Origin of the sequence: Pedobacter sp. BG31 (genome assembly GCF_042464845.1) — a bacterium.
GTDB classification, from domain to species: Bacteria; Bacteroidota; Bacteroidia; order Sphingobacteriales; family Sphingobacteriaceae; genus Pedobacter; species Pedobacter suwonensis.
On sequence record NZ_JBHNZK010000003.1, the window covers coordinates 256,574 to 280,537 of the forward strand.

The following is a 23,964-nucleotide window of genomic DNA, read 5'->3' on the forward strand; positions in this document are numbered from 1 at the left end:
TTGGCAAATTATTCAACTATTTAAGCATCCCAATTGGACACTTTCGCTGATTTTAGCAGGTAACTATTATGATATTCTATACATTGGTTTAATAGATTTTATATATTTGATAAAATACTAAAACGTTTTATCTAAAATGAAATTGCCAGCCCAATCCTTCACCATTCTCTTGATATTTATTATCGCGATTCATCACAAATTACAGGCGCAAGCTAAATTAACACCATATGTGAACACCTTTATTGGTACAGCACCTCTGACTGATCCTAAAATTTTGGGATATGAGTTGCCTGAAGGCTGGCGGTCATGGGCAGGTTTAACTTTCCCTGGCAGCTCCTTACCAAATGCCATGGTGCAGTTAAGTCCCATTACGGAATTTGGTTCGGGTGCAGGTTACGAGTATGAAGATGATACCATTTATGGTTTTGCACACACAAATAAAGGGCACTGGAATTTATGCAATATTCCCATCTTACCACTATCCAACCCAAAAGGTAAATTTGGTTCAAAGTTTTCGCACAAAAAAGAAAGCGCAGCACCTGGCTTTTATCAGGTATATTTAGATGATTATCAGGTGGATGTGAGGCTGACATCAACATTAAGATGCGGTTTTCACGAATATACTTTCAAAGAAAATAACGACAGGCAAATCCTGTTCAGCATGGGAAAAGCCAACAGCAGTGTTAATACCTGGAATCTTGCGCAGGACGGGTCATCCGCCATACAAGGTTTTCAGGGAGGTGAAAATGTGTATTTTTATGCGGTAGTAAATGGAACGATTGATAAACTTGAGATTGTTGATGCCGGCAAACGTTCTGGTTATGCAATCGTGAATTTGGCTGATGGGAGTAAAGCCCCGGTCGAACTTAAAATCGGGTTATCTTTTGTGAGTATAGCCAATGCCAAAGAAAACCTGGAGAAAGAAATCGGAAATAACACATTTGCACAGATCCGCCGGGAAGCAACCGAAAAGTGGGAGGCACTATTATCAAACATTCAGGTAAAGGGCGGAACGCAGAAGCAAAAACAGATGTTGTATTCCTGCCTGTACAGATCTTTCTTATGGCCGGCTTTGCGTAGTGATGTCAACGGTGAGTTTAGAGATGCAAAACGCAATGTGGTAAAAGGAAATTTCAATTATTATACAGAACCATCACTTTGGGACACTTACCGCAATAAAGACGTGCTTTTAGGTCTGATTACACCTCAGGTTACTTTGGATGTAATTAAATCGATGAAGGATGTGGGCGATAAAACGGGTTTTATTCCTACCTTTTTTCATGGCGATCATGGTGCTTCATCCATTGCCGGGGCTTATTTGAGGGGGATTGATGGTTTCGACATCAAAGGTACCTACCAGATTTTGTTACGTAATGCCAATGTGGATGGCGGTGCCCGTCCGTTTGTGAAAGAATATATCGAGAAGGGATATATTTCAGACCCTGATGTTAAAAATCCACATGTAGAAACCAAAGCGAAGGCAGGTGTTTCCAAAACTCTCGAGTATGCCTATGACGATTATTCGCTTGCTCAAATTGCTAAAAAACTCGGCGATAGCAGTAATTACCACGCACTGATGGCCCGGTCGAAAAATTATAAAAACATGTTCGATCCGGCTACACGTTTTATGAGGGGCAGGTTAGCAAATGGTGACTGGATCAAACCTTTCAACCCTCAGTATCCATACTACGAATATATGTACAGAGAAGCGAATGCCTGGCAGGTTTCGTTTTATGCGCCACATGATATGAAAGGTTTAATAGAGCTGTATGGTGGTGCAAAAGGCTTCGAATCCAAACTGGATTCGCTATTTACCTTACCCTGGAACCCGAAATACATTGCCCGCAATGTAGAAACCATGATCGGGCAATATTGCCAGGGCAACCAGCCTGACCATGAAGCACCTTTTGCTTATACCTTTATCGGCAAGCCGGAAAAATCGCAGAAAATTATTGATAAGATTTTAAACGAACTATATGGTATAGGCGATGATGGTTTGGCGCTCTCCGGAATGGACGATGCCGGCGAAATGTCGGCCTGGTATGTGTTTAGTGCACTGGGTTTATATCCATTCTCGGCTACTGATCCAACTTATATCGTTACCGCTCCTCTTTTTGATGAGGTAAAATGGAAAACCAATACAGGAAAAATGTTAACGATTTCCAAACCAGGCCAAGGAAGAGGGATTAATAATATCAAAGTTAATGGAAAAGCGATACCGGGGTATTTTATTTCTCATGACTTGTTTAAAAAAGGAGGTCAGGTAGAGATTGGTACTAAATAAAAGTTTGAGGTCCATATAAAAGGGGGAGTAATTGTAAAATGCTAATGATTAACCTTTGTTTGGAGCGCAAGGCCTGTGCTGAGCAGGAAATCTCCTCCCGTCTTTTGCTTTTACGCTTCGCTGCCTCGTACCTCGTTGCTGCAGGGTAATGCTTCAGCCGGGGCCAGGTAGCTTTGGCAGCATTTCATATTAACGGTTGCCGAGGGGCATAAACCCTTGCTCCTAAACCCGACAGAAGCGGCAGCCTCCGATTCAAGCAATGGTTTATAGTGTTACCAAGATTCTCTATCGGAGCTATAGCGAATGGCGGGACTGCAGACCGCCAAGAACTACCGGTCGATCATTTTCTTACATAGATAATTTATTACGTTCGTTGGGGACGCTAACAAATAGGATAAAAGTTTGAGGTCCTTATAGAAGGTGGCGTAATTGTAAAATGCCATTGGTAATCTTTGTTTGGAGCGCAAGGCCTTTGCTGAGCAGGAAATCTCCTCCCGTCTTTTGCTTTTACGCTTCGCTGCCTCCTACCTCGTTGCTGCAGGGTAACGCTTCAGCCGGGGCTAGGTGGCTTTGGCAGCATTTCATATTGAAGGTTGCAGGGGTCAGAAACCTTTGTTTCTAAACCAGACAGAAGCGGCAGCCTCCGATTTCAACAATGGTTTATAGTGTTAATAGGATTTTCTATCGGAGCTATAGCGAATGGCGGGACTGCAGACCGCCAAGAACTACCGGTCGATCATTTTCTTAAATAGATAATTTATTACGTTCGTTGGGGACGCTAACAAATAGGATAAAAGTTTGAGGTCCATATAGAAGGTGGCGTAATTGTAAAATACCATTGGTAATCTTTGTTTGGAGCGCAAGGCCTGTGCTGAGCAGAAATCTCCTCCCGTCTTTTGCTTTTACGCTTCGCTGCCTCGTACCTCGTTGCTGCAGGGTAATGCTTCAGCCGGGGCTAGGTGGCTTTGGCAGCATTTCATATTAACGGTTGCAGGGTGCATAAAACCTTGTTCCTAAACCAGACAGAAGCGGCAGCCTCCGATTTAAGCAATGGTTTATAGTGTTACCAAGATTCTCTATCGGAGCTATAGCGAATGGCGGGACTGCAGACCGCCAAGAACTACCGGTCGATCATTTTCTACATTAAATTATTTATTACTGTCGGTGAAACACAACCATTGGGATATGCTCCGTAAAAACCATAAAAAAAGAAATAAGGATGCAACCTAAATTAGATCCTGATCGTCTTTGCTATAATAATTAATTAACTATACTTACAGCCTCAAACCAATCTGAACATGAAAAAATCATTTTACTTTCTTATTTTCTCCATTTGTATTCTCGCCAGCTCTTGTACCATGATGGTTAAGGGAATTGCTAAACTTGTGGTTAAAAATTATAATGACTATACCAGTACGCATATTTCTGACATACAAATTGAAGACCTGAACGGAAAACATCAAACTTTTGGTAGCTCATACAATGGAAAAACGGTCTACCTATATGTTTGGAAGGATAAAAAACTTTCTGAGCAGCAAGAAAAAGCTTACCTGTTATTAAAGGAACGTTTTGCTAAGTACCCTGATGTGGTTTTTACCAAACTTTGCATCGGTTCAGATAGCACTTCAAATACCAACAGGCTGGTTAATAATGCTTCATCAGCTGATTTCAGAAATATTTTAAATATTAGTGATCCTGCACCATTTATTATTGGAAAAGACGGCGCAATCTTATCTTACAAAGGACCAAAACCTGAAGACAAAATTATAGTCGACTATGTGCTTTACCAGGCCATGAATGGCGAAGATGGTACCAAATCTGCCAAAAGATTCATTAGGGGAATAAATGGAAATAGCCAGTTTAAATCTGATAAACTAATTGAATGGTATACGAACCACTTTGGCAAAGCGCCTGAAGGTAAATTATCCATGTCGTTATCTTCTACAAACTAGATTTTCACTATACTGGCCTGTAATGAAAATATTTGAAACCTTTTTTGGTAAAAGACTACCTGAAAGATATCCTGAAAATACCCAGGGAGATTTCTATGTGGAAGATCAGGTATGCACTTCCTGCGGTGCGCCTCAAGCCGAAGCGCCAGACCTCATTGATCATTCTAAAATTGAATATGGCCATTGCTATTTTAAAAAGCAACCACAAACTCCCGATGAACTTAGCAGGACCATAAGCGCTATGCAGGTTTCATGTATTTCAGGTCTCAGGTATGGAGGTCGAAATGAGGAAATATTAAAACGCCTCTACGAGTTGGGCCTAGCGGATGAATGTGACCACAAACCAGAAAAAAGGGTAGTTCTGGATAAATATCGCTTTTACTAAGCTTAAGTCAGGTTAGTCATTGAGCCCCGTGTACTAACCCCACGTTATACAAGTTTGGTGAAGCACTTTCATATTGCGTATCTTCTAAATCTCGATGATTAAATCGATGTCATATCCATTATACTCCTCGTTTATATAGCCATGTGGATTGCATATAATTTCAGTTTTGCCAATGTGGTACCTCACAGGTGTATGGATATGGCCATGGACCCAATAATCAGGCTGGTATTTTAAGATCACATCTTCCAGATTCGAAGCATAAGCTGAAGATATCGGCTCATTTTTATATTCTTCAGGTATCGATTTTATACTAGGAGCATGATGAGTGATTACAATATTTTTATATCCATTAGATTCTTCAAGGCTTTGTTGTAGCCATCGCTTTGATGCCTGGTGGATTTTATAGGTATCTATGCTTCTGAGCTTCGAATAGGATGGGGTTTTGCGAATCTGTCTATAGTCGTTCATTTGTGCCTGACATATTATACCGTACTCAACCGGGCTGCCAAAAAGAGAAAAGTCAGTCCATAAGGTTGCACCATGAAATCTGATGCCTTCAAATTCAACCATTTTATCTTCAAGAACGATAATATTTGAATGAAGAGATGCTTTTATGATTTGATCGAGGGTTTTAGGATAGGCACCCTTGTAATATTCATGATTCCCCAATATATAGATTACCGGCTTATCCCTGACATTATCTTTTACCCAATCAATACCCTTTGTACCTAAGTTTGTATCGCCAGCCAGGATCACCAAATCAGCATTGCCAAAGTCCATATCAGAAATTCCAAATTCCTGATGCAAGTCGCTGATGATCTTTATCCTCATTTATTATGTGTGTAAGTGCCAATATAATTATTTATAAAAGAAAATTACATCATGTTTTAACTCAACTGATTCATATCAATGAGTCTTGACCAGACAGGTTCGTGAGATTTCGAAACAGTTTTGATTAGTTCTACAAAGGCTGTTGCCGCTTAATCTTGTATTTTCCCGGGCTAAGCTTAAAAGTGATGGTATTCGTTTTCTTTGTTAATCCTGCTACCTCCAATTCTTTTGTTTCGAGTAGATTTTTATTGACAAAAACCTTTGAGCCTGCAGGCAGGCGTATAACAGCTGTTGTACCCAGTGGAACAGTAAGCTGTAACTTAAACCCGTTGGTATTATTTTCGAATGAGGTGTTAACCATTCCTTTTACAGTGGGTACATTAAGGGTTCCTTTGCTTAGATTTGCAGGGTCAGGCTCAATCAGAAAGGTTTTGTATCCAGCTTCAATAGGTCTGATTCCAAACAGGTATTGTGAGATCACGATCTGGGCACCACCACTCCAGGCATGATTGGTGGTGCCGCCACCAAATCCATTTTCACCTATACCCCAACCTTCGAATAATGTAGTGTAATATGGATTGTTAACCATTTCAGCGAATCGTTGCTTTGTTCGCTCCATCGCATATTTTCCTTCTCCCATCTTAAAAAGTGCTTCCATCACATATTTTTCCATATAAGGGCTTGCATGCCTCTGCGTATGCAGTACCTGGGAAATAGCTTTGTATTTTGATGGATCAGCAATTCCGGAAATCACAGCAAGGGCCTGTACACGGTCATCGGTTTGTTTTGTGTATGAAGGATGGCGGTACGCATGTCCGTCCCAGCATTTATTATAACCACTTTTTACATTATTCATTATCTGGCGGTACATGGCAGCATCTTTGGGATATCCAAGCATATCAGCCATTCTCGAAGCGCCATCTAAAGCAAGATAATGCCAACCCGCCATGATAAGCCTTACATCAATGTTATCACCCCAGTCGCCCCAAAGCCAGTTGCCCTTCCGCAATGTAGTCAGCCCGCTTTCGTCAGTTTTCCATATTGCCAGGTATCTTTTTACAGCTGGATAAACCTCTTCAATCGTTTTACGGTCGCCGGTATTGATATAGTAATTCCAAAAACCGTAATAGCCAATGCTGGTCAGCATCTGATCGGGAAGTTCCTGATTAAAGTTGCCAGGAATTGGCGCAAACAATTCGCCTGTGGGGCGTTGCCAGGCTGCAAGCTCGCTTATTGCTTTCCGCATTAAAGCATGTGTGGAAGTAGAGTAGGTGTAGAAACTTTCGCCCATGAGCAGTACGGCATCTCCCCACCATTGCGCCCGTTCCCTGTCAGGGCAATCAAAATAGTTATCACGCATGTTAACATATAAAGTGCGCTGGGCCTTTTTCCAAAATCGGTTGTAAAACGCATCACTACTGGCAAAAACACCCTCTGGTTCGGCATCGTAACCCGTTTCGCGATATTTAATTGCGCTTACTTTAATGGCCTTGGGCACAACAAGTATTATTTTTTCGCCATTCAACCATCCATAAGATTCATATTCCTGAAAACCTTTTTTTGTGATATATTCTGCCCGCAAGTTGTCGGTTCCTCCAGCGTTGCTATGGTCGGTATTGATTTTGATCAGCTGGCCACCCATATCGTCCTTTACTGAAATAATGGGGGTAAGCTGCATATTATATGGAAGCTGTGCAACGATCGTATCGTTAATATTGCCTCTAAGGCGATAAAATTTTGCTGTCTTTATCCCAAAGTTTTTCCATTGGGGGATAGGGCGTTCTAGCAGTTTGTTCAATGGAGCATCACCAGGCTGCCCGATGATCGATGCATTGCTAAAACCAGCAAGCGCAGTTGCTGGCGCGGTTTGCCATTTGGTGATATCTTTTCTGGCATCAAAACGGATATTTGATTCTGGCAGGCGGTAGTTCGGAAATGGAGCTTCCGTATCGCCATAAGCCGGATGTATACGGCAAGACCAGCTCATGTCGCTATTGATCATGGTATTTCCTGCATTCATATTAAAATAAAGGCCAGCAACACCACTGCCTACGTGCGAAAAGCCATTTTTACCAAAATACCAAAGTAAAATGGCAATCTTATTTTTACCCTTTTTTAAATATGGAGCAAGATTAATCTTATCTGCATAAGTATCCTTCGGATTAGGTCCGCGTTTTAACCCTCCTTCAAATATGACTAGTTTACCATTTATCCAAAGCCAGTATTTGGTATCTGCGGCAATGGTGGTCAATGCCTGTTCGGGTTTTTCTTTAAGGGTTAAGTCCCGGCGAAATGCTATCCAGCAATTAGCCTTGTTTGCCTCTTTTAAGGGGGTAGAAATCCAATAACCGACCATTGATTTATCCTGAGCAAAAGAGGGTTGAGCTTTAATAAAAATTAGGAAACAAATTGAAATATAACAGATATATTGTTTTAGTTTAAAATTAGTCATGCTTAACGTAATCTGATGCTTTTTCATTTTTATTAATGGTTCTTGATTGTAGTAAAACTGTAGTTTCCGGACGGCAATTCAAGTTGTAAACAATTGTTGGTGTTTTTAATAAAATATTTCATTATCTCATTTGGCGAACCATCCGGATCACTAGAAAATTGATCTGCTGTAGTGGCGATGATAAAAACTGATGCTGTAGTATTAGGTGGTATCTGGATGGAATAGTTGCATCTGTTATTCGCGATTGCCCAGCTAACTGCAATCTGTCCATATAAAGATTCGTAGTGTCCTTTCGCAGATTTCATTTTTCCGGAAGGATCTGGTTTTGGGGCGATAATAAAATGTTTAAAGCCTGGATTGTTTTCATCATGTTGTATGCCCAAAACATTTTCGTACATCCATGCACCAACTGCACCAAATGAGTAATGATTGAAGGAGTTCATGTTGTTATTTCCTCCAAATCCCTGATCATGTGTATACGAATTTAAGCGTTCCCATATCGTGGTTGCCCCCTGGTTAACCGGATAAAGCCAGGAGGGGTAGGCTGTTTGTTGCAGCTGCAGATAAGCACTTTCGTTGTTTCCACCCTCAGAAAGCGCCTTTAAAATCCAGGCTGTACCAATAAACCCTGTCATCAATGAATATTCAGGATAAATTTTACCATCATCGCCAATGTTTTTCCTGGTTACGGTGTTATTCAGGTTTCGTGCCACAAGTTCTTTTTTGTCGTCATCAATAATTCCTAAGGCTAATGGAACGGCATAAGAACTTTGGGTATCTATTTTTTTTCCACTAAACCGGGTAATGCCTGTTCCAACTTCTACATAAGTTTTATTAAAATGGGACTTTCGATCATTATATAGTTGTTGGAGCCTGGCTGCATCATTGTATTTCTGTAGCACGGTAGCCATTCTGATTAGTTTATCAAGGTCATAAATTAGATAGGCTTCCCATAATAAAGTTTTTTCGGTCTGGTCATACTGTGGACTTAGCCAATCGCCAAGGCTAGACCAATTGTTTCTATTCTTCTCATCTAAAACATTGCTTTTAGAATCAATCTGTTGAAGCAAGAAATCAATATAATTTTTCATTGCAGGGTAGTGTTCTTCTATCATGCTTTTATCTGCATATTGCTGATAACTTTCCCATGCAACCGTAATACCTGCGCTGCCCCAAAGTACGTCGCCAAATCCGCCACCCAAGGGTGCAACATCAGCAAATCTTCCGTCGGCACGTTGTACATCTCTCATGGCTAGCATATGTTTTCTAAAAAACTGAGGCATATTTGACAAATAAGTTGCCGTAGGGCTAAAAACCGAGATGTCTCCGCTCCAACCCAAGCGTTCATTTCGTTGCGGACAATCTGTTGGTATAGACATAAAATTGGCCATCATAGACCATTTGATATTTTGCCACAACCGGTTTACCAGTGGATTGGAAGTTTCAAAGGAGGAATTAATTTGATGTACGGAACTTAATACATCAGCACATACATCTGATAAGGCTAAAGGCTTTTTTATTCCGGTGATTTCGATGTATCTAAATCCGTGATAGGTAAATCTGGGAGCAATTGTTTCCTCACCGCCATGGGTAATGTAGATGTCTTGTGCCATTGCTGCCCGTATGTTTTCCAACATAATCATGCCGGCATGTTTTTCATATTGCTTTGCATTCGGATACTTTACTTCGGCATAACGTAGCTTAATGGTTGTTCCTGATGTAATTCCATGTAATTGTATATGCGGTACACCGGCCAAATTTTGCCCCATATCATAAACAAATACGCCTGGTCTTACTTCTTCCATTGATTTTGCCCTTATACGGTTTACCTTCCGAATTGTTTCCCCTAGCTGGCTTATGATAGAAAGCTCCCGATAATCATCAACATCGGGCATGCCATTCATCCTGTTTTTAGCATCCAGGCTGATCGTGTTTTTGAGCTGTACTTCTTCTACATTCTTCCAGGCGGTATCCAGGTAGGAGGAACTACTCCAATTTAGAATCGCTTTTTCTTTCGTAGCATCATATACTTCGCCCTGAAACATACTTCCGTATATCCAAGGTCCTTTGGTAAAGCATTTCCAGGTTTTTGGTTGACTAACTATTATTTTTTCATGGCCATTGGCATAAGTAATCACCAATTTTGACAAAAACGATTGTCGGTCTCCAAAGAAATTCCAGAAATCCCCCATATAAGTACTTCCGCCGCTCCACCATCCTTCGCCAAGAATAACACCTATAGCATTCTTGCCAGAAATCATCAGTTTAGTTACATCAAAGGTTTGATACATCTGACTTTTGGTATATTGTGTTAATCCAGGGTTAAAATAATCTTCCCCGATACGTTTTCCATTGATGTATGCATCATAAATACCCCGCGAAGTGATGTATAAACGAGCTTTTGCAATCTTGCCCGATTGAAGCTTAAATGTAGTCCTAAACATAGGCATTGAGTTTTTAGCGGGATTTATAATATGAAAAGTTGGTTTTCCGCTACTTTTTAGCACAAATGGCTTTTCGTAGCCTTTATAGAGTGTATTTGAGGGGCTTCTATAGTTACTTATCTGTAAGTTGGAGAACTGAGCCGTTTCGTTTTCACGTACTGCAAATCCAATATCGGCCACTACGGGATAACTGATAAAGTCGCCACCCTGTCCTAAAGGATTTAATCCAATTTGACCGATGAGGTGCTCTTCCTTTTCATCATCTAAATAAATTTTTGTTGCGCCTAAAACTGAAGAGATGTATAGCCTGTGCGTTTGGTAGGCATTTGTTGAATTGATTAGCGATAATGGTATTTTAAAAGTGTGCAAAGGTTGGATAGTGCTTTCTCCGGGATTGTAGCCTGCACGGAATACATGAATGACTGCTGAATTTTCCTGTTGAAGTGCCGATACATCAAGTTCCAGCTTTATATATGAACTATCTTTATCTGAAGTCAGATTAAATTGATTTTTGTTTCTGTCCATTAAGCGCTGGTCATTCGCCCCAAAAATCAACCCGGCATGCGTTGTATTTGATAACTGATCAAGCTGTATGGTGCAACTTAACTTAAAAACAGGCAAATATTGTGGATAAAGTACCAGGTCATCACTACCGCCACCAATCCATTTAGCGTTGTTCCATGCCGAAATTTTAGGGTTCATTAAACCTGTTTCGAACCAGGATTTTGCTGTGCTGCTAATTTTATTTTGATCCCATACCATTACACGCCAATAGTAACGGGTACGGGCTTTCAGTGGAATGCCTTCATAGTCGATATTGATCGAATTGCCACTTTTAATGATTCCGGACCTCCAAACAGAATTTCCTTTTTCTGAACTGACTTCAATGAGATAAGCAGACTGTCTGTAGTTTTTTTCTTTAGTTTCCATTCTCCAGCTAAAGCGGGGTTTACTTACATCGATACCTAAAGAACTGGTTGCATATTCTGTTCTTAGGTCAACAACATTAAATTTTGCTTCATGGGCATGAAGTAAACTGATGAAAGAATTAAGAAGCAGAATAAAAAGCATTTTTATAGATTTCATTGACGTTCATTCAATAATTTAGCGTATATTTTTTTCAATTTTATTCAACTTAAAATAATAATATCTTCTTTACTAAGAATGTATCAAAGAAAGTTGGCTGTTGTATAATCATTTGCGCAAAGTAATAATTTGCTAAATGGATTATATAAAATTTTTCATAGTGAGCTAGTTTAAACTTTTGCCCAAAATCGATCAAATAATTGGGATTGAATTAATCTATTTTATCCTTTTACAAACCATATTTACCTATATTTCATTGGTCAGTAGGTTCCCGTATTAGGTTTTTCGGTACTTTTGCGATAGGTAATACCGATTAATAATAATGGTAATGGCAAGTTCTTCTATGATGCCTTATTGAAATGTTTCAAAATGGACTATTTAATTCCTTGATTTATTAAAAAATCTGTTCAAACATTTACAGAAGATAATAAAACAAAAAAGCCTCACATTTCTGTAAGGCTGCTTGTGATCCCGCTGGGATAGGAACCTTGCCCTATTTCCTGCGTTTTATGACTATCTGTAAAGGTTTTGATTTCTAACTCACCGAATCGCTCACCTTTTTTTGTGTATTTTTTAGTTGCAATTGCTATTGTTTAAATATACGTTTTTTTGAAAAAAAAACAAACAACCATTCGAAAGAATTTAATCATGATTTTAGAGGAACTATATAACGGCTAAAAGACTTAGTATCTTTTAGTCGATGACAATATAGAAGCTTTCACACATCATAGTTGAAGTTTTCAAATTGCGCAAGTGTGAACGCTCGCAGCGCCGCTATTTTATCGATTCTATCGCAAGTACGTTGGTTACAAAACGGTTTCCGTAATTTCTCGTCGCTAAAACCAGCAACATGTATAAAAAGACTAAACATAAAATGTAAAATAAACTGATATTGCTATCGCCGAGCACCAGAAAGGGCAGGCCACTACATACAAGGAACAGGAAGGCCATTGCAGTTAAATCCCTGCCAAGTAGGAACCTACGATGACTTGACTGGATTGCCTGATCACCTCTGTTTAGCTTGTATATTTTGTACCATAATTTATTCTGGTGTTGAGGAAGCGTTGGAAGCGGATTATACAACTCAGATAGGCGGTCCATGTCGATCCTATTGTCTTTTTTTGCCAAGACGCTGAAAGACCTGCAACCAGGAAGCGCATTTTTTACTTTCCAAAATACTAATGTGGCTTTGATTTCTGGTGTGAGCAGACCATTTACAATGAAAAGTATCAACGGGGCAATAAGCACTCCTGAAGTTCTTATCGTCAAAATGGATTTAAAATCCGAGAGGATGACATCAATGTTTTCTGCAAAGAAAAACGATGCCAGCATAGCTATATTGAAACTAAAAAATACCCACAGTATAAAAGTATTCTTAGATTTTAGGTCTGGTTCGTTACTCATATTTGGTAAAGATATATGGGTGAATTTTTGTTCCGTTAATCACTGTGACGCAGGTTGGATAATGTATGGGATCCAATATTTTTCGGATTTCTGAAATTGCGTGTTTGTCTGTTCCGCTTAGGCTTGCACTTCCTGTTGGATGTGTATGCCATTCTCCAACGTATTCTAGCATGTCGCCAGTTTTCTCACGAATTTCCTTTACTTTTTCGCTAAGCCCTTCGATGCCCCTAGTGAACATGTACGGCGATTTCGTGCTGTCAGATGGCGCGTTTATAATATCGGCAACATGGATGATCTTATTGACTTTATCTACTCTTCCGATAAAAATACCTCCTGTTTCATTGGGCCGGTTTTCGTTCAGTTCATTGATCAGATGTTCGTGGAGTGAATGGCGCAATCGGAGCTGCCATTCTGGCTGGTTATCGGCCTTAACGATAACAACTGGTTGGACAGACAAGGCCTCTGTACCTATGGAAGCTAGCGGGGCATCTGAGACCTTCGTAATTTGAAGAAGCCCATTGTGGTGTGGAGACTGATTAAAGTTTCTCAGTCCCAGGCTGGCTGCGGCTGTATGAAGGGAAACCTTATCGTCGGGCATAATCAAGGTATCTGAGCTGCAGTTTAAACCCAAATATATCTCATCGATCAAGGAATAACTTGCCCTGGCCAACTGATTTTCCTTTAACCAAGCCGACAACTTTTCGTCTGTGATAGCCAGGTAATAGACCTCGATCATGAGGTCATCCATACGGGGGTTTCGTTGAAGCCCTTCTACCCGAAGAAAGCCGATGTTGCCCTTGTCAGCCATTTCTATCCTTGCATACCTAGAGCCGTCTATTTTAAGCCTATGGGTTAAAAGGTTCTCGACTCCATAGGATGCAGTGCTGTCAATTATCAACCTTGACTTATCAGAAAATAATTCTGGGTCTTCTATCAGTGCATTTAAAACCGTATTTGGGATTTTTTTGATGCCAAATGCGTTGTCTATATTGTTCAAATAAAGTTGTCTGATATCTAAATCAAGCTTGTCTATCTTTTTGCCACCAGGATAGTTGATCAGCGCGTTTCGTATGTTGTTGTGTGGCAGCGAATAATCCGGGTCGATCAATGTTTTGGGAATCAGGCCGGCTCTGGAGAAATGCATTGCAATCTTTGAACCAACCGCGCCAAGTCCAATATAATGCACTTCGCTATAACTTTCTCCTAATGGATATCCCGAGAGATATTGGGCAAGCGGAATACTGTTCTTTCTATAAAGCGCAGCACTGACTACAGACGACGACAAAAGAAGAACTTGTGTATCTTCGTCATAGGCAGGTATAACTGTAAATGAAAGAAACTCAAGGTCGGTCAGATGGTTGATTACCTTTCTTGGGCGTTTAATTGCAAAGACTATTGGAAACATTCTCCCCATTTCAAGGTGTGAAGCTGCGAACTTTGCTAGCATATTTTGCAGGTTGATTTCACGATCGTTTGCCCAAACGATTAGAGATTCCAGGTTGTGCGGTAACCGAGTCACGTACCGACTGTCTACCGTATCGGTATTTGAAAATACGATTAGGCCAGCTACTTGGTTGGGCTTGGTTATCACGCTCGCCTTTGTCAGATCGCCGACTTCCTCTTGAAAAAGCCTGACAAGCCAAACTATTTCTTTCTGTCCGGCATCCTCTGGTGCATTTTCTTTGGCCATCGCAAAATTTCCGATTACCATTCCCTGACAACCGCTATTTTCTTTCCACTTTGCGTTAATGATATCTACAGCATCTTTTTCTGGAAAAAATATCACATGCTGGTCTTGATCAACCCTAGTCATCTCGAAGTCGTCTTCGAGTTTGTTAAGATTGCCTTCGGCAGCGTCCTGCATCCATGTCCTAAGTCTTTCAACGAAATCAAGGATAGTATGTTGTGAAAACCAGTCCGAAGAATCCCCCCTAAATAGACATAGTGAATACGGCCGGTCCTGCCTGGTCGGGTTGATATGTGGCGTATTCTCCGCAGGAAAGTCGAGCCTGTCCGTATAGGGAGCTGGAGCAACAAATGGGTATCTTTTTATATCGAGCTTGATCAGCACCGGCTCTTTTTTATGGTACAAAATCGCTCGATTAGGCCTTCTGATTTCAAGGTCCATAGCTATGAAAAATTCATCCAACCCTTCAAAAGCTCTCGCCCTTGAGGCCGGATAATTTTTTCTAAGCAAAGCCAAGCTGCCTAAAATCTCGACTGGCAGCTTGGCTTCATCCTGAGGACTAAGTAGTTTGAGCCCATCGGAAAAATTACCCATAGGTTTTTGCTTTTTCAGTTACGCCACTAATAGCACTTACAAGATTCGCCTTGGCGACATAATCCTTTTTACTAAAGCCATTGTTTCCGGCTTCGAAAATTAAAGGTGTCAACGGATCATCTCCGGTACTATAGAAATCATCCTCGTCGATTTGCCCTATATATTCTTGTTTGGCAGGGTAATGCGGAGGATTATCCTCGTCGTCAATAATTTCTTTTGAAGAGGCTACTATCATTCCTGCACCCCTTTGGCGTTGAAGAAATTCTATTGCCGAATCCTGTGGTTCTGGAAAATCCTCGTATGGGGTCATATTGAAGTAGGTCCAAGAGCAGTGGTGAGGGGCCAAAAACAGGTCCCATTGAATGCTTTCGTCATCACGTTCGTCCAAAAGACGTTGAAAACGGTTGTAGTCGGCATCTCCAGCAAAAAAAGCAAGGGCGGCCATTTCATCGTTTGCCGATCCGAACCTAAGCTGCATAATAACGCTCGTTTCATTACGGGGCTGGCTATCTGCAGTCGGCGTTTTGAATGGGCCATGGATGAACAGTGAAAAGTCAGTTTTTTCAACCTGGTTGAACATATTGGTTGATGTTCCAGGCTCAACGATAATGCTCTCAAAGCCATCGTCTTTGCATTCATCCTTAAAGTCGATAAGGATGATTCTGTTGCCAGGAAGCTTAGCTTTTTCAGGACTATTCTTAAACAGTTCCTTCCTACGCTTAGCTTCTTTTTTAAAGTTTTTTGCTGCTTCGGACAATGGATCGGTAAAACGGTCAAAAAGAGTATTGCTGAACCACAATTCATCAATTATGATAGCATTGCGGTCTTTGGCATCCTTGTCGTAGTTTGCAGGATCATCGCAGAAAAAGGTATCTTTAAACCCAGCACAGTGGTCATTGTCGGGATGGGTTAAGATAAACACATCCAAGTGGTGCCTGCCTTCGCTGTCTTTAGGAAGGTTGGCCACTAAATCTGCCTTAACATCAAACTTGTCTTTGTTAGTCGGCGCATCGTTATCGATTTTGCAATCGATCATCATGTTCTGGTTTCCAGAAAGGCTAATCAAGGAGGTGTCTCCATTGCCTACAGGATAAACTTTAATAGATTGGTTAGCCATTTTTACTTCCTCCTTTTCTCACTGAAGGGTTCACATAATGGACATACTTATTGCAGGCTTTCGCAATAAGAGTTGGGGAGTTTGGTGGTCTAACCGCTCCTGATCGGTGCATCGCATCCGAAAGTAATTGTTCTTGCATAGTCTAGTTTTAATTTTGCAAAATCAACTTTGCTTCCATTCTATTTCGGGTCAGGAAGTGCTACTCCGGCTTCAGGTTTTTCAAGATATGATATGTAAAGCCTTAAACTTTTTGATTCCTTTTAAGAAAAAACCAAACTTTTTATACTTTTGCGCCTTATATAAAAGAACACAGTCATATTGGTAAGCCAACGGTGATTAGCCGCTTCCTGAAACTAATGACTTACTATAAGCCTATAAGGATCACTACTCCTTATGGGCTTCTCGTTTTAAAGAACAAATCAGATTACCTGCGTTCATAATTGTGCCATAAACCGTAAAAGATGCTGTGAAAGGGTTTTGTTAATAAACTTATCTCTTAATATGACATTGTGTCTTGTTTTTATCAGATTCGCTCTCAATTTTTCAATGTACTCTGCCATTTTATTTAGTTTTATTTTTAATTAGCTACAAATAATAGTAATTACTTTTCGAATTAAAGTTTTATATGTTTGATTTCCAAAGTACTTTACGGGTTCCCGTAATTTTCATTTGCTTTTTACGGTTTTATTCAAATCAAAACCTACACAGCAAGAAGTTTACTGACATAAATTCCTGTTTTCTATCTCTGGATTTTAGTTTATCGCCTCAATGGCTTCAGCAGTTTACTTAGGAAGGAAAATTGCAATAACTTTTTATCAGGCGAGAAAAACAACAACCTATGAAATAAAGTGATATAAAATTGCGGAATATTTGACTGTAAAGGGGAAAGATGCATCAAAGTATTCAGGTGGTTTTTAACTGCGCTAATGACTTTCGTTACTTCTAATGCCATAATATTTTTTTAAAAAAACGTTAAACTTTAATTAGGGTGTTCCCCTCCACCCAGCCAGTCTCCGGTCAAGTGCCATACCTCATAATGATATAGCCATAATGCTATCCAAGGCAGGATCGTTTCGCTAAGGAAATCACTGAACTTAAACTCTCCATAAATTGGACGAAATAAGCACAGCCTTTCCTGCGAGTAAAGGTGTTCAGGCATTTCTCCTTTAAAATTGCACTCAATTTTCGGGTTAAGTAGTATTATATCAGGATTTTTTTTTAGCTTATAACTTATTTGCACTTCATAGGCTCGGCTTCTTGCCGTAGGGCGTAGCTGACCAGTCGCAGTTAAAATTCCACCATTCAAAGTCACTGTAAACCCAGGCCATCTACGTTGGATGGCCTGGGCCTGTTGTTTTAGAGATTTGGCAATCAATAGTTTATTTCCGAAAAACTTTCTTTTCACCATAAAATGTATTGGTCTTAATCGCGGTACTTGCAGCTGTACTAGCTTTGACAAAATTTCCAGTCTCCCTGTTTACACCTAAATCCCTACGATTGCGGTAACTCTCCAAAAGTTCAGTTTGAGCTCGTTGTGCATTGATGAAGTTATCCTCTCCGAAAAGCCCTTTTAAGATTCGCCCTTCATTTAATACACCATTTTCACGTTTCAGTTCCTGCCATTCATTGTATAGATGTACAGCAAATGCCTTGAATGCTTCATAGTATGCAGGCTCTGAGTCCCACTTATCTGTAAAGTCTTCCTGGGCATTCACTGGATTTAATATCTTAATTCTATGCGGCAGTCTTGAAACATTACTTTGAATCTGATTGATGATACCCTCAACAGTATCAAAAATACTCTCTTGACCAGTGTAGTAAATTCCCGCAATTGTGGTTAGTATGATGCTGGAAGTCTTATAGGTATCATCGTCCTGAAAGTATATATCTCTGTACCTTTTTATGAGTTGAACCGCACGCTGCAAGGGCTTTTTAAACCTAAAATTATCGGCGGGGAGGTTTTCGGCACGTATAGCTTTTTCCAGCAAACTCACCTTTACAGTGTTCGCTCTATCAATAAACCATTTAGCGTAACCTCTCGGATTACTACTTACCCAAGTGCCGAGTTCTCTATCAGGTACGCATAGACGGTCTTCATCCCATTCATATTCTTGAATGCCCGGCAATACATCCATGTGGAAATCGCCAGAGTAATTTAACCTTAAACACCTCTTCTTTGTCTCAAGCATCCCTTTATAGGTTTCGTGCTCCATTAATCTCCGTTTAAGTTCCTGATAAATCTTTTGTGGTGTATGTGCCGCATGATTTGTTTTGAGATGAAGCGCGATGTCCAGATCAAACTCATCACTTCCAATTGGCTTCACTGTAGTTAAAATTCTAACTGAGCCATGTGGATATACTTCGTAGTTGAAAGGCTTAAAAAACTTCTCGTCTTTTTCTATCCAGTTTTTAACTGCTTCATAGTGCTGCTTCATTCGGTCATATCGTGCATCACCAAGTTGAAGACCTTCGGCCATTCTATCCAGAATGTCATCTATCTGTGCTTTTTTATCGTTTAAATTTAGCATTTAGGTAAAATTTTAAATGTGTGAGGAAGTATGCTAAAACCATTATTTGTGGAGCCTTTTCTAATTTCGTCTGGGCTTACAAAGACAATTTCATCATGTTTATTAATCAGGTTGGCAATTGCAGCCTTTTGGACATCAGTTTCTGGCCTTAGCTCATAAATTTCTGCATACCTAAATTCATCAATTGGGAATACGGGCGATTGTATAATGCCTTCTGTATGCTTACCAATAAAAACATACTTAACATGTTTAAATTCCGATGCGGGTAACAATCCGGGTTCTATTAACTCTTCATAGAATTCTCTCCACGGGTCCATCTCCCTGTTTTTTCGGCTCTCAAACCATTTGATGAATGATATAAGGTGTTTTCTCTTTTTCAAGCGGATACGTAAATCCTGGTCGGTATCCTCGTCCCGAGGCACATAGTCGCATGGCTCAACACCAAGTTTATCGAACAGTTCTCTGTTTTCCTCTTTGAAATATTTAAATGCCCCTCCAACTGGTTGATATCCTATCTTGTCCTTTTTATGCCGCTTTATGAGAACGTATTTGCCATTAACTTCAATTCTGAAAAGATATGCTACCGTTACCCTAACTGGCTTTGAGGCTTTAAAGATTTTCGTCTTAAAGAGATTCCAGTGTTTCCTGTTTTCGACCAGGTACACTACAAAATCAATCACTCCTCCAAGCACAAAACCTAAAGCAATTTTTGAAATTGTAGAGCGTACATCGCCTGGCAGTAGGAAGAGGCAGGCTATAAAACCAGCGACTCCAATGAAAAAACTTATTGTACCTTTTAAATTCATATTTACTCTCTTATTTTTTATAATTAACTTACCATGTTTTTAGAAGCCAGTTTATTAGAAGCTCTCTGTATTTGATATAACCGGAAATTTTAAAAACTCCCCCAATGGGGTAAAAATTAAATTAACCGGTTATAACCTTTATGATGCTCGGACCTTATTACAGTAATAATTACAAAAGATTCTCATCAGTCACTCAAGCTGAATGGAAAGTAGTGCTTTATAAATGCAAGAAACATATCCGTATAAGATTAAAGCAAAAGACTTCGACCGGAGCGCATGCGGCATCTACAGTCGGTAGTGATCCTGTTGAATTTTATTTAGGTATGGCTTATACAAAATTACTGGAAGGTGCTTGGGAGTGGAAACAGCAATATAGTTTATTGGAGCAGATGATAAGGGCGATAGACAGTGCGGTCACCAAGCAGGTTGAAAAATATACTACCAAAAAAGCGGAGGCGTTAAGAATAACATACCGTGATGATATTACAGATGAATTCTACGTCATCGAAGATGACCACTTTGAACCAGATGAAGAGCAAAAATTCAAAGAACAGGCTGAAGCTTTGCAAGATGCAGCACGGGGTGATACAGAACTTGAAATTATTTACGAGGCAGTCTGTGAGGGCATGAAAAGGGCAGACATAGCGGAGTTGTTGGGTAAGTCACCTAAGCAATTCGACAAACTAAAAGAAAAACTAATTAACAAAGTGAGAAAATCACAGCAATCCTAAATGATGTCAACAAACTCAAAGCAAATACTGAATAACCTCTACGGATTGATGTTGGAAATCAACTATCATCGTGAGGATCAAGAGATTCTTTTGGAGCTGGAGCAAAAACCTGACCTTCAAATAAACAATCATTTGGTAAAAATCAGGCAGCTTACTGCTAAATTAAAAGCAGAAGCTACGAAAGCAAGATACGCTGATGCGCTTGATCAGCTAAAAAAGCTAAAGGAGCAGGGTATTGAGGAATTTAAAAAAATGTTCAGTATTAATGAACAAGCTAACCTGATTCCCATGTTTAACAAATTTACAGAGTTATCTAAAAAAGATGAAGAAGCAATACTTGAAGATCAGGAAATGTTGCAGTTTATGTCAATTTTGAAAGAACGCACTGACGAAACTACATCTGATGATTAGTCCCCCTCTAACAGCACAAAAACTATTAAATGATCTCGGATGGCTTCAACCCGGGGACTTAAGTTTGGAAGAAATAGCTTTTTCATTGGATGGTATAATAAAGTACAGCCCTTTAACCGGTTCCAGCGGCCGGATTCTGATGAATAAAGAGAGCGCGATTATTACGGTTGATTCTAATATTTCCTACGAAGCGAAACGAAATTGGGTTACAGCACATGAGATCGGTCATCTATGTCTCCATAATGGATTGACCCCATTATTTTCAGATACCGAGAAAACGCTTTCCGATTGGTATAAGAATGGCTCCCAAGAACAGCAGGCTAATGATTTTGCTGCTGAACTACTGATGCCTTCATCGCTGTTCAAGCAAAAGGCAGGAGGTCATCGATTAAGTATCAGCCTTATTCAAGACCTTGCACAATACTTTAATGTTTCGTTGACAACTACATTTTTACGATACAGATTACTTGGCGACTTCCCCGTTATGATTGTTTTTATTGAAGATGGATTGGTGAAATGGAAACAGCATACACCTGGATTTCCATTTGAATATTTGCCTTATGGAAGCAAGGTGCCCGTATATTCTGTAGCGGGAGATCTTTTTTATCACGGCACTTCAGCTGATACGCCTGAAAAGGTGGATGCAATAGAATGGTTTCCCGAGGATTTTCAGATCAAGTTCAAGTCACAATGGAAGCTTTGGGAGCAGTGTTACAGAGTTTCAGAGAATGGCATTCTTTCTTGCTTATGGACATTTTAATACACACTGACAGTTATCGTGGTTTATCTGAAATAATCTTGGGTGCCATTTTATTTCTTAATAAAAACCGTAACAAATACGTAACGGAGCAAAATTTTGCGGTTCTAAAAATAGTCAGTAAATTGTTTTGGTAAGTCAGAAACGAATTTTTTTGACCAAATTCAGGTGGATAGAGTGGAAGACTCATAATCCTTTAGTCTAAGAAGCAAGTGATACATACAGCAATTTGTTAAATGTGCATTTTTTGAAAAAACCTTAAATTAGTTTATTCAAGATTCATAGCTCATGAAAGTTAGTTACTTCAAACCGCGCAAACCCTTTTCATTTTCCTCTCATCCGTATGATCTAGGAACATATATGGGCTTATGGCATAGCCATGATGACAACCATTTCCTTCTAAAAATCTATAGAATTGATGAAAAGGAGTTCCCTAATTATTATGATTACCATTTGAAATATACTTTGGGCAACAATTTAGCCAGTGAAGAAGATTTTTTCCATCATGTATGGCAGGTCGTCCAGATAAGGATTAAACATTTTGAAATACAAGATCCTTTTTCAAGTAACCACGGCATGCACAGGCAGAACCTTGCAAAGCTCCAACAGTTCCAAAAATATCTTGCAAGCATAGATAAGTGGAATGCGAGACCTGCCAATATCGTTATCGCCGAAAAAGACGAACTCATCCAGAATCAGAAACAAGAGATTGAAAAACTAAATGCTAAACTGGCAGAACTAAATGAATACGAAGTTTCACTCAAGATCTTGATCGATGATGGCCATCTGCCAACTTTCATTGATGTTATTCAACAACTACGAGAACTGCAACTTCCTTCGGGCAGGAAACTTATAAAGAGCGACCACAAAATCCCGTATGCTAAGATGATTGCCAAATATTTCTCACACGGCGGTAAGGATATTCCCATCGAAACCGCTCGAAACTACTTTGTCGACAAAAAAGGGGACGTTGCGATAAAAGGTACTGCTATCCAGCCAGAGCATCGGCTTTTCAAAGTTATCCCAATATACCTTGCCAAAAAATAGCAGGTAATTTAGCTACTGCACATGACCAGACCGATCGGATGGTCATTGTCCCCAACCTTTCCAGCCACAAATTTGCTTCCGTAAACTTAAAAACGGAGGCATTATGCAGATCGAGATGTTAACGAGAGAAGAACTCCACAGGTTCAAGTCCGAACTTATTGAGGAGATTAAACAGACCATCAAAACAAATGAAACGGTAACTAACAAGCAATTCCTTCGCAGTTCGGAAGTAAGGAAGCTATTGAAGATTTCTTCGGGAACGTTGCAGAACCTGCGCATCAAAGGGATACTTCCCTATGAAAAGATTGGCGGCATATTCTACTATGCACATGGAGACATCGAACAGTTGTTGGGCGAAATCAGAAATTCGTAATGGGAACGGCAGAACAACTGGCCAGCTTTCTGAAGCTTGCCAGCGGGAACAAGCGTTTCCGTCAATCGCACCTTAGCCTATTTTCGGCCATACTCATGTACCACGACAGGGCTTCACGCCAAAACCCGTTTCGGGTATCAAGGCGCGAACTGATGAAACATTCGGCCATCCGTTCTTATGCGACCTATCACAAATGCATGAACGAGCTGATCGCAAACGGCCTTATCGAATACGAACCGTCGTACCATCCGAACTTTGCCAGCCGGGTTACCTTGTTAGACAATAACGGCGAAGCATGAGGGGTATGCACATTGCAGAAAAGTCCTTTTCCTTCTTTCGGAAAAGGAGCAAGCGGAACTTGGGCTGCGCCCTAGTTTGCTTGCCATTTGCTGCGCAAATGGGGTTTGAAGAACCCTCCGAAGGTTCTTCTCCTTTCTAAAAGAGCATTCAAGTGCGAAAAAGGAACTCCACTCGGGGTTCTGGATATCATTAAACAAAGATTGATAGATATAGAGATATATGGATATGCAGGAGACATTGAGAACAGTTAAGTACTCGACCAGTGACGATATCAAGTTTGGAAAGATAGCGATCAAGTTAGGCCGATCTAAGCGTCAGGTACTATCACAGATGATAGATTATTTCTACAGGAGCAAGAAAGATCCGACAGATCTTAATGATGAGCTGTTAAAAAATACCATCCTTAAGGGACAGAAGGAATATATCGGTTTTATCAGGACACAGGAGGCGGATCTATTGATTCCAATCAAAAGAGATGCTACTTCTATGGTGGAATTACTGAAGAAGATAGTGTTGTCATTCAACAACCAAGTGCTCAATTATAATGAACAGGTACTTTCAAACCAAGTCAACCAAATGAAAGTGCTTTCGTCAGTTTACGAAACCCTTGGCTATATCGAAAAGAAGACAGACACTAAAGCGATGCTAAAACAAAAATCTATGAATATTCTAAACCGCTACATCAAGGATAGGGAAAGTTTAGGCCTGATGAGTTCCGCAAGGGAAAAGGAAGAACTGGCAAATAAGGCACGTAAGGAATTAGAACTGCTCTGAT

At 40.1% G+C, this 23,964-nt stretch carries 19 protein-coding genes; 10 read left to right on the forward strand and 9 right to left on the reverse strand.

Annotated features, from left to right (window positions below):
- Positions 1 to 136 precede the first annotated feature (136 nt).
- The 3 genes from ACFE6N_RS06270 (at position 137) to ACFE6N_RS06280 (ending at position 4,621) form a co-directional block, all read left to right on the forward strand.
- A complete protein-coding gene (locus tag ACFE6N_RS06270; RefSeq protein WP_378934838.1) occupies positions 137 to 2,284 on the forward strand; it encodes a GH92 family glycosyl hydrolase in 2,148 nt (715 codons plus the stop codon).
- Positions 2,285 to 3,582: 1,298 nt separating this feature from the next.
- Positions 3,583 to 4,236 carry a hypothetical protein gene (locus tag ACFE6N_RS06275; protein ID WP_378934840.1) on the forward strand — a complete coding sequence of 218 codons (654 nt, stop codon included), beginning with the start codon at positions 3,583 to 3,585 and terminating at the stop codon, positions 4,234 to 4,236.
- 22 nt (positions 4,237 to 4,258) lie between these two features.
- Positions 4,259 to 4,621: a hypothetical protein gene (locus tag ACFE6N_RS06280; protein WP_378934842.1), complete on the forward strand. Its 363-nt coding sequence runs from the start codon at positions 4,259 to 4,261 to the stop codon at positions 4,619 to 4,621.
- 84 nt (positions 4,622 to 4,705) lie between these two features.
- Here ACFE6N_RS06280 and ACFE6N_RS06285 read toward each other — a convergent pair whose 3' ends face one another.
- The 9 genes from ACFE6N_RS06285 to ACFE6N_RS06325 form a co-directional block, all read right to left on the reverse strand.
- Positions 4,706 to 5,452 carry a metallophosphoesterase gene (locus ACFE6N_RS06285; RefSeq protein ID WP_378934844.1) on the reverse strand — a complete coding sequence of 249 codons (747 nt, stop codon included), beginning with the start codon at positions 5,450 to 5,452 and terminating at the stop codon, positions 4,706 to 4,708.
- 130 nt (positions 5,453 to 5,582) lie between these two features.
- Entirely contained in the window at positions 5,583 to 7,931 is a 2,349-nt protein-coding gene (locus tag ACFE6N_RS06290; protein WP_378934846.1) for an alpha-L-rhamnosidase C-terminal domain-containing protein, read from the reverse strand.
- Between the two features lie 5 nt (positions 7,932 to 7,936).
- Positions 7,937 to 11,434, reverse strand: a complete 3,498-nt coding sequence (locus ACFE6N_RS06295; protein ID WP_378934848.1) for a family 78 glycoside hydrolase catalytic domain — start codon at positions 11,432 to 11,434, stop codon at positions 7,937 to 7,939.
- A 774-nt stretch (positions 11,435 to 12,208) separates the two neighbouring features.
- On the reverse strand, positions 12,209 to 12,838 hold the full coding sequence (locus tag ACFE6N_RS06300) for a hypothetical protein (RefSeq protein WP_378934850.1): 630 nt from the start codon (positions 12,836 to 12,838) through the stop codon (positions 12,209 to 12,211).
- Positions 12,831 to 15,119, reverse strand: coding sequence for a Mov34/MPN/PAD-1 family protein (locus ACFE6N_RS06305; RefSeq protein WP_378934852.1), 2,289 nt, complete (start codon positions 15,117 to 15,119; stop codon positions 12,831 to 12,833). Before ACFE6N_RS06305 ends, ACFE6N_RS06300 begins: the two co-directional genes overlap by 8 nt.
- Positions 15,112 to 16,236 carry a hypothetical protein gene (locus ACFE6N_RS06310; protein WP_378934854.1) on the reverse strand — a complete coding sequence of 375 codons (1,125 nt, stop codon included), beginning with the start codon at positions 16,234 to 16,236 and terminating at the stop codon, positions 15,112 to 15,114. The genes ACFE6N_RS06305 and ACFE6N_RS06310 overlap by 8 nt, the downstream gene beginning before the upstream one ends.
- A 979-nt stretch (positions 16,237 to 17,215) precedes the next feature.
- Complete coding sequence (locus tag ACFE6N_RS06315; protein ID WP_378934856.1) at positions 17,216 to 17,644, reverse strand: hypothetical protein; 429 nt, start codon at positions 17,642 to 17,644, stop codon at positions 17,216 to 17,218.
- Entirely contained in the window at positions 17,616 to 18,764 is a 1,149-nt protein-coding gene (locus tag ACFE6N_RS06320; RefSeq protein WP_378934858.1) for a nucleotidyltransferase, read from the reverse strand. The genes ACFE6N_RS06315 and ACFE6N_RS06320 overlap by 29 nt, the downstream gene beginning before the upstream one ends.
- Positions 18,758 to 19,570 carry a hypothetical protein gene (locus ACFE6N_RS06325; protein ID WP_378934860.1) on the reverse strand — a complete coding sequence of 271 codons (813 nt, stop codon included), beginning with the start codon at positions 19,568 to 19,570 and terminating at the stop codon, positions 18,758 to 18,760. The genes ACFE6N_RS06320 and ACFE6N_RS06325 overlap by 7 nt, the downstream gene beginning before the upstream one ends.
- 140 nt (positions 19,571 to 19,710) lie before the next feature.
- Between ACFE6N_RS06325 and ACFE6N_RS06330 the strand changes: the two genes are divergently transcribed.
- The 7 genes from ACFE6N_RS06330 to ACFE6N_RS06360 all read left to right on the forward strand — a co-directional run bounded on the left by ACFE6N_RS06330 (position 19,711) and on the right by ACFE6N_RS06360 (position 23,963).
- A complete protein-coding gene (locus tag ACFE6N_RS06330; RefSeq protein ID WP_378934862.1) occupies positions 19,711 to 20,301 on the forward strand; it encodes a hypothetical protein in 591 nt (196 codons plus the stop codon).
- A gap of 3 nt (positions 20,302 to 20,304) precedes the next feature.
- Positions 20,305 to 20,712, forward strand: a complete 408-nt coding sequence (locus ACFE6N_RS06335; RefSeq protein ID WP_378934863.1) for a hypothetical protein — start codon at positions 20,305 to 20,307, stop codon at positions 20,710 to 20,712.
- On the forward strand, positions 20,705 to 21,472 hold the full coding sequence (locus ACFE6N_RS06340; RefSeq protein ID WP_378934865.1) for an ImmA/IrrE family metallo-endopeptidase: 768 nt from the start codon (positions 20,705 to 20,707) through the stop codon (positions 21,470 to 21,472). Before ACFE6N_RS06335 ends, ACFE6N_RS06340 begins: the two co-directional genes overlap by 8 nt.
- Positions 21,473 to 21,757: 285 nt before the next feature.
- Positions 21,758 to 22,516 (forward strand): hypothetical protein, encoded by a 759-nt coding sequence (locus ACFE6N_RS06345; RefSeq protein WP_378934867.1) that lies wholly within the window; start codon positions 21,758 to 21,760, stop codon positions 22,514 to 22,516.
- A 103-nt stretch (positions 22,517 to 22,619) separates the two neighbouring features.
- Positions 22,620 to 22,889: a helix-turn-helix domain-containing protein gene (locus tag ACFE6N_RS06350; protein ID WP_378934869.1), complete on the forward strand. Its 270-nt coding sequence runs from the start codon at positions 22,620 to 22,622 to the stop codon at positions 22,887 to 22,889.
- A 95-nt stretch (positions 22,890 to 22,984) separates the two neighbouring features.
- Positions 22,985 to 23,188, forward strand: a complete 204-nt coding sequence (locus tag ACFE6N_RS06355; protein ID WP_378934871.1) for a hypothetical protein — start codon at positions 22,985 to 22,987, stop codon at positions 23,186 to 23,188.
- 220 nt (positions 23,189 to 23,408) lie between these two features.
- Entirely contained in the window at positions 23,409 to 23,963 is a 555-nt protein-coding gene (locus tag ACFE6N_RS06360) for a BfmA/BtgA family mobilization protein (RefSeq protein WP_378934873.1), read from the forward strand.
- The last annotated feature ends 1 nt before the right edge of the window (position 23,964 follow it).

What these genes read in the sequence shown, in the direction of transcription:
- ACFE6N_RS06270 (WP_378934838.1), top strand. Translation starts at nt 137, where the DNA reads ATGAAATTGCCAGCCCAATCCTTCACCATTCTCTTGATATTTATTATC.
- ACFE6N_RS06275 (WP_378934840.1), top strand. Translation starts at nt 3,583, where the DNA reads ATGAAAAAATCATTTTACTTTCTTATTTTCTCCATTTGTATTCTCGCC.
- ACFE6N_RS06280 (WP_378934842.1), top strand. Translation starts at nt 4,259, where the DNA reads ATGAAAATATTTGAAACCTTTTTTGGTAAAAGACTACCTGAAAGATAT.
- ACFE6N_RS06285 (WP_378934844.1), bottom strand. Translation starts at nt 5,452, where the DNA reads ATGAGGATAAAGATCATCAGCGACTTGCATCAGGAATTTGGAATTTCT.
- ACFE6N_RS06290 (WP_378934846.1), bottom strand. Translation starts at nt 7,931, where the DNA reads ATGAAAAAGCATCAGATTACGTTAAGCATGACTAATTTTAAACTAAAA.
- ACFE6N_RS06295 (WP_378934848.1), bottom strand. Translation starts at nt 11,434, where the DNA reads ATGAAATCTATAAAAATGCTTTTTATTCTGCTTCTTAATTCTTTCATC.
- ACFE6N_RS06300 (WP_378934850.1), bottom strand. Translation starts at nt 12,838, where the DNA reads ATGAGTAACGAACCAGACCTAAAATCTAAGAATACTTTTATACTGTGG.
- ACFE6N_RS06305 (WP_378934852.1), bottom strand. Translation starts at nt 15,119, where the DNA reads ATGGGTAATTTTTCCGATGGGCTCAAACTACTTAGTCCTCAGGATGAA.
- ACFE6N_RS06310 (WP_378934854.1), bottom strand. Translation starts at nt 16,236, where the DNA reads ATGGCTAACCAATCTATTAAAGTTTATCCTGTAGGCAATGGAGACACC.
- ACFE6N_RS06315 (WP_378934856.1), bottom strand. Translation starts at nt 17,644, where the DNA reads ATGGTGAAAAGAAAGTTTTTCGGAAATAAACTATTGATTGCCAAATCT.
- ACFE6N_RS06320 (WP_378934858.1), bottom strand. Translation starts at nt 18,764, where the DNA reads ATGCTAAATTTAAACGATAAAAAAGCACAGATAGATGACATTCTGGAT.
- ACFE6N_RS06325 (WP_378934860.1), bottom strand. Translation starts at nt 19,570, where the DNA reads ATGAATTTAAAAGGTACAATAAGTTTTTTCATTGGAGTCGCTGGTTTT.
- ACFE6N_RS06330 (WP_378934862.1), top strand. Translation starts at nt 19,711, where the DNA reads ATGATGCTCGGACCTTATTACAGTAATAATTACAAAAGATTCTCATCA.
- ACFE6N_RS06335 (WP_378934863.1), top strand. Translation starts at nt 20,305, where the DNA reads ATGTCAACAAACTCAAAGCAAATACTGAATAACCTCTACGGATTGATG.
- ACFE6N_RS06340 (WP_378934865.1), top strand. Translation starts at nt 20,705, where the DNA reads ATGATTAGTCCCCCTCTAACAGCACAAAAACTATTAAATGATCTCGGA.
- ACFE6N_RS06345 (WP_378934867.1), top strand. Translation starts at nt 21,758, where the DNA reads ATGAAAGTTAGTTACTTCAAACCGCGCAAACCCTTTTCATTTTCCTCT.
- ACFE6N_RS06350 (WP_378934869.1), top strand. Translation starts at nt 22,620, where the DNA reads ATGCAGATCGAGATGTTAACGAGAGAAGAACTCCACAGGTTCAAGTCC.
- ACFE6N_RS06355 (WP_378934871.1), top strand. Translation starts at nt 22,985, where the DNA reads ATGTACCACGACAGGGCTTCACGCCAAAACCCGTTTCGGGTATCAAGG.
- ACFE6N_RS06360 (WP_378934873.1), top strand. Translation starts at nt 23,409, where the DNA reads ATGGATATGCAGGAGACATTGAGAACAGTTAAGTACTCGACCAGTGAC.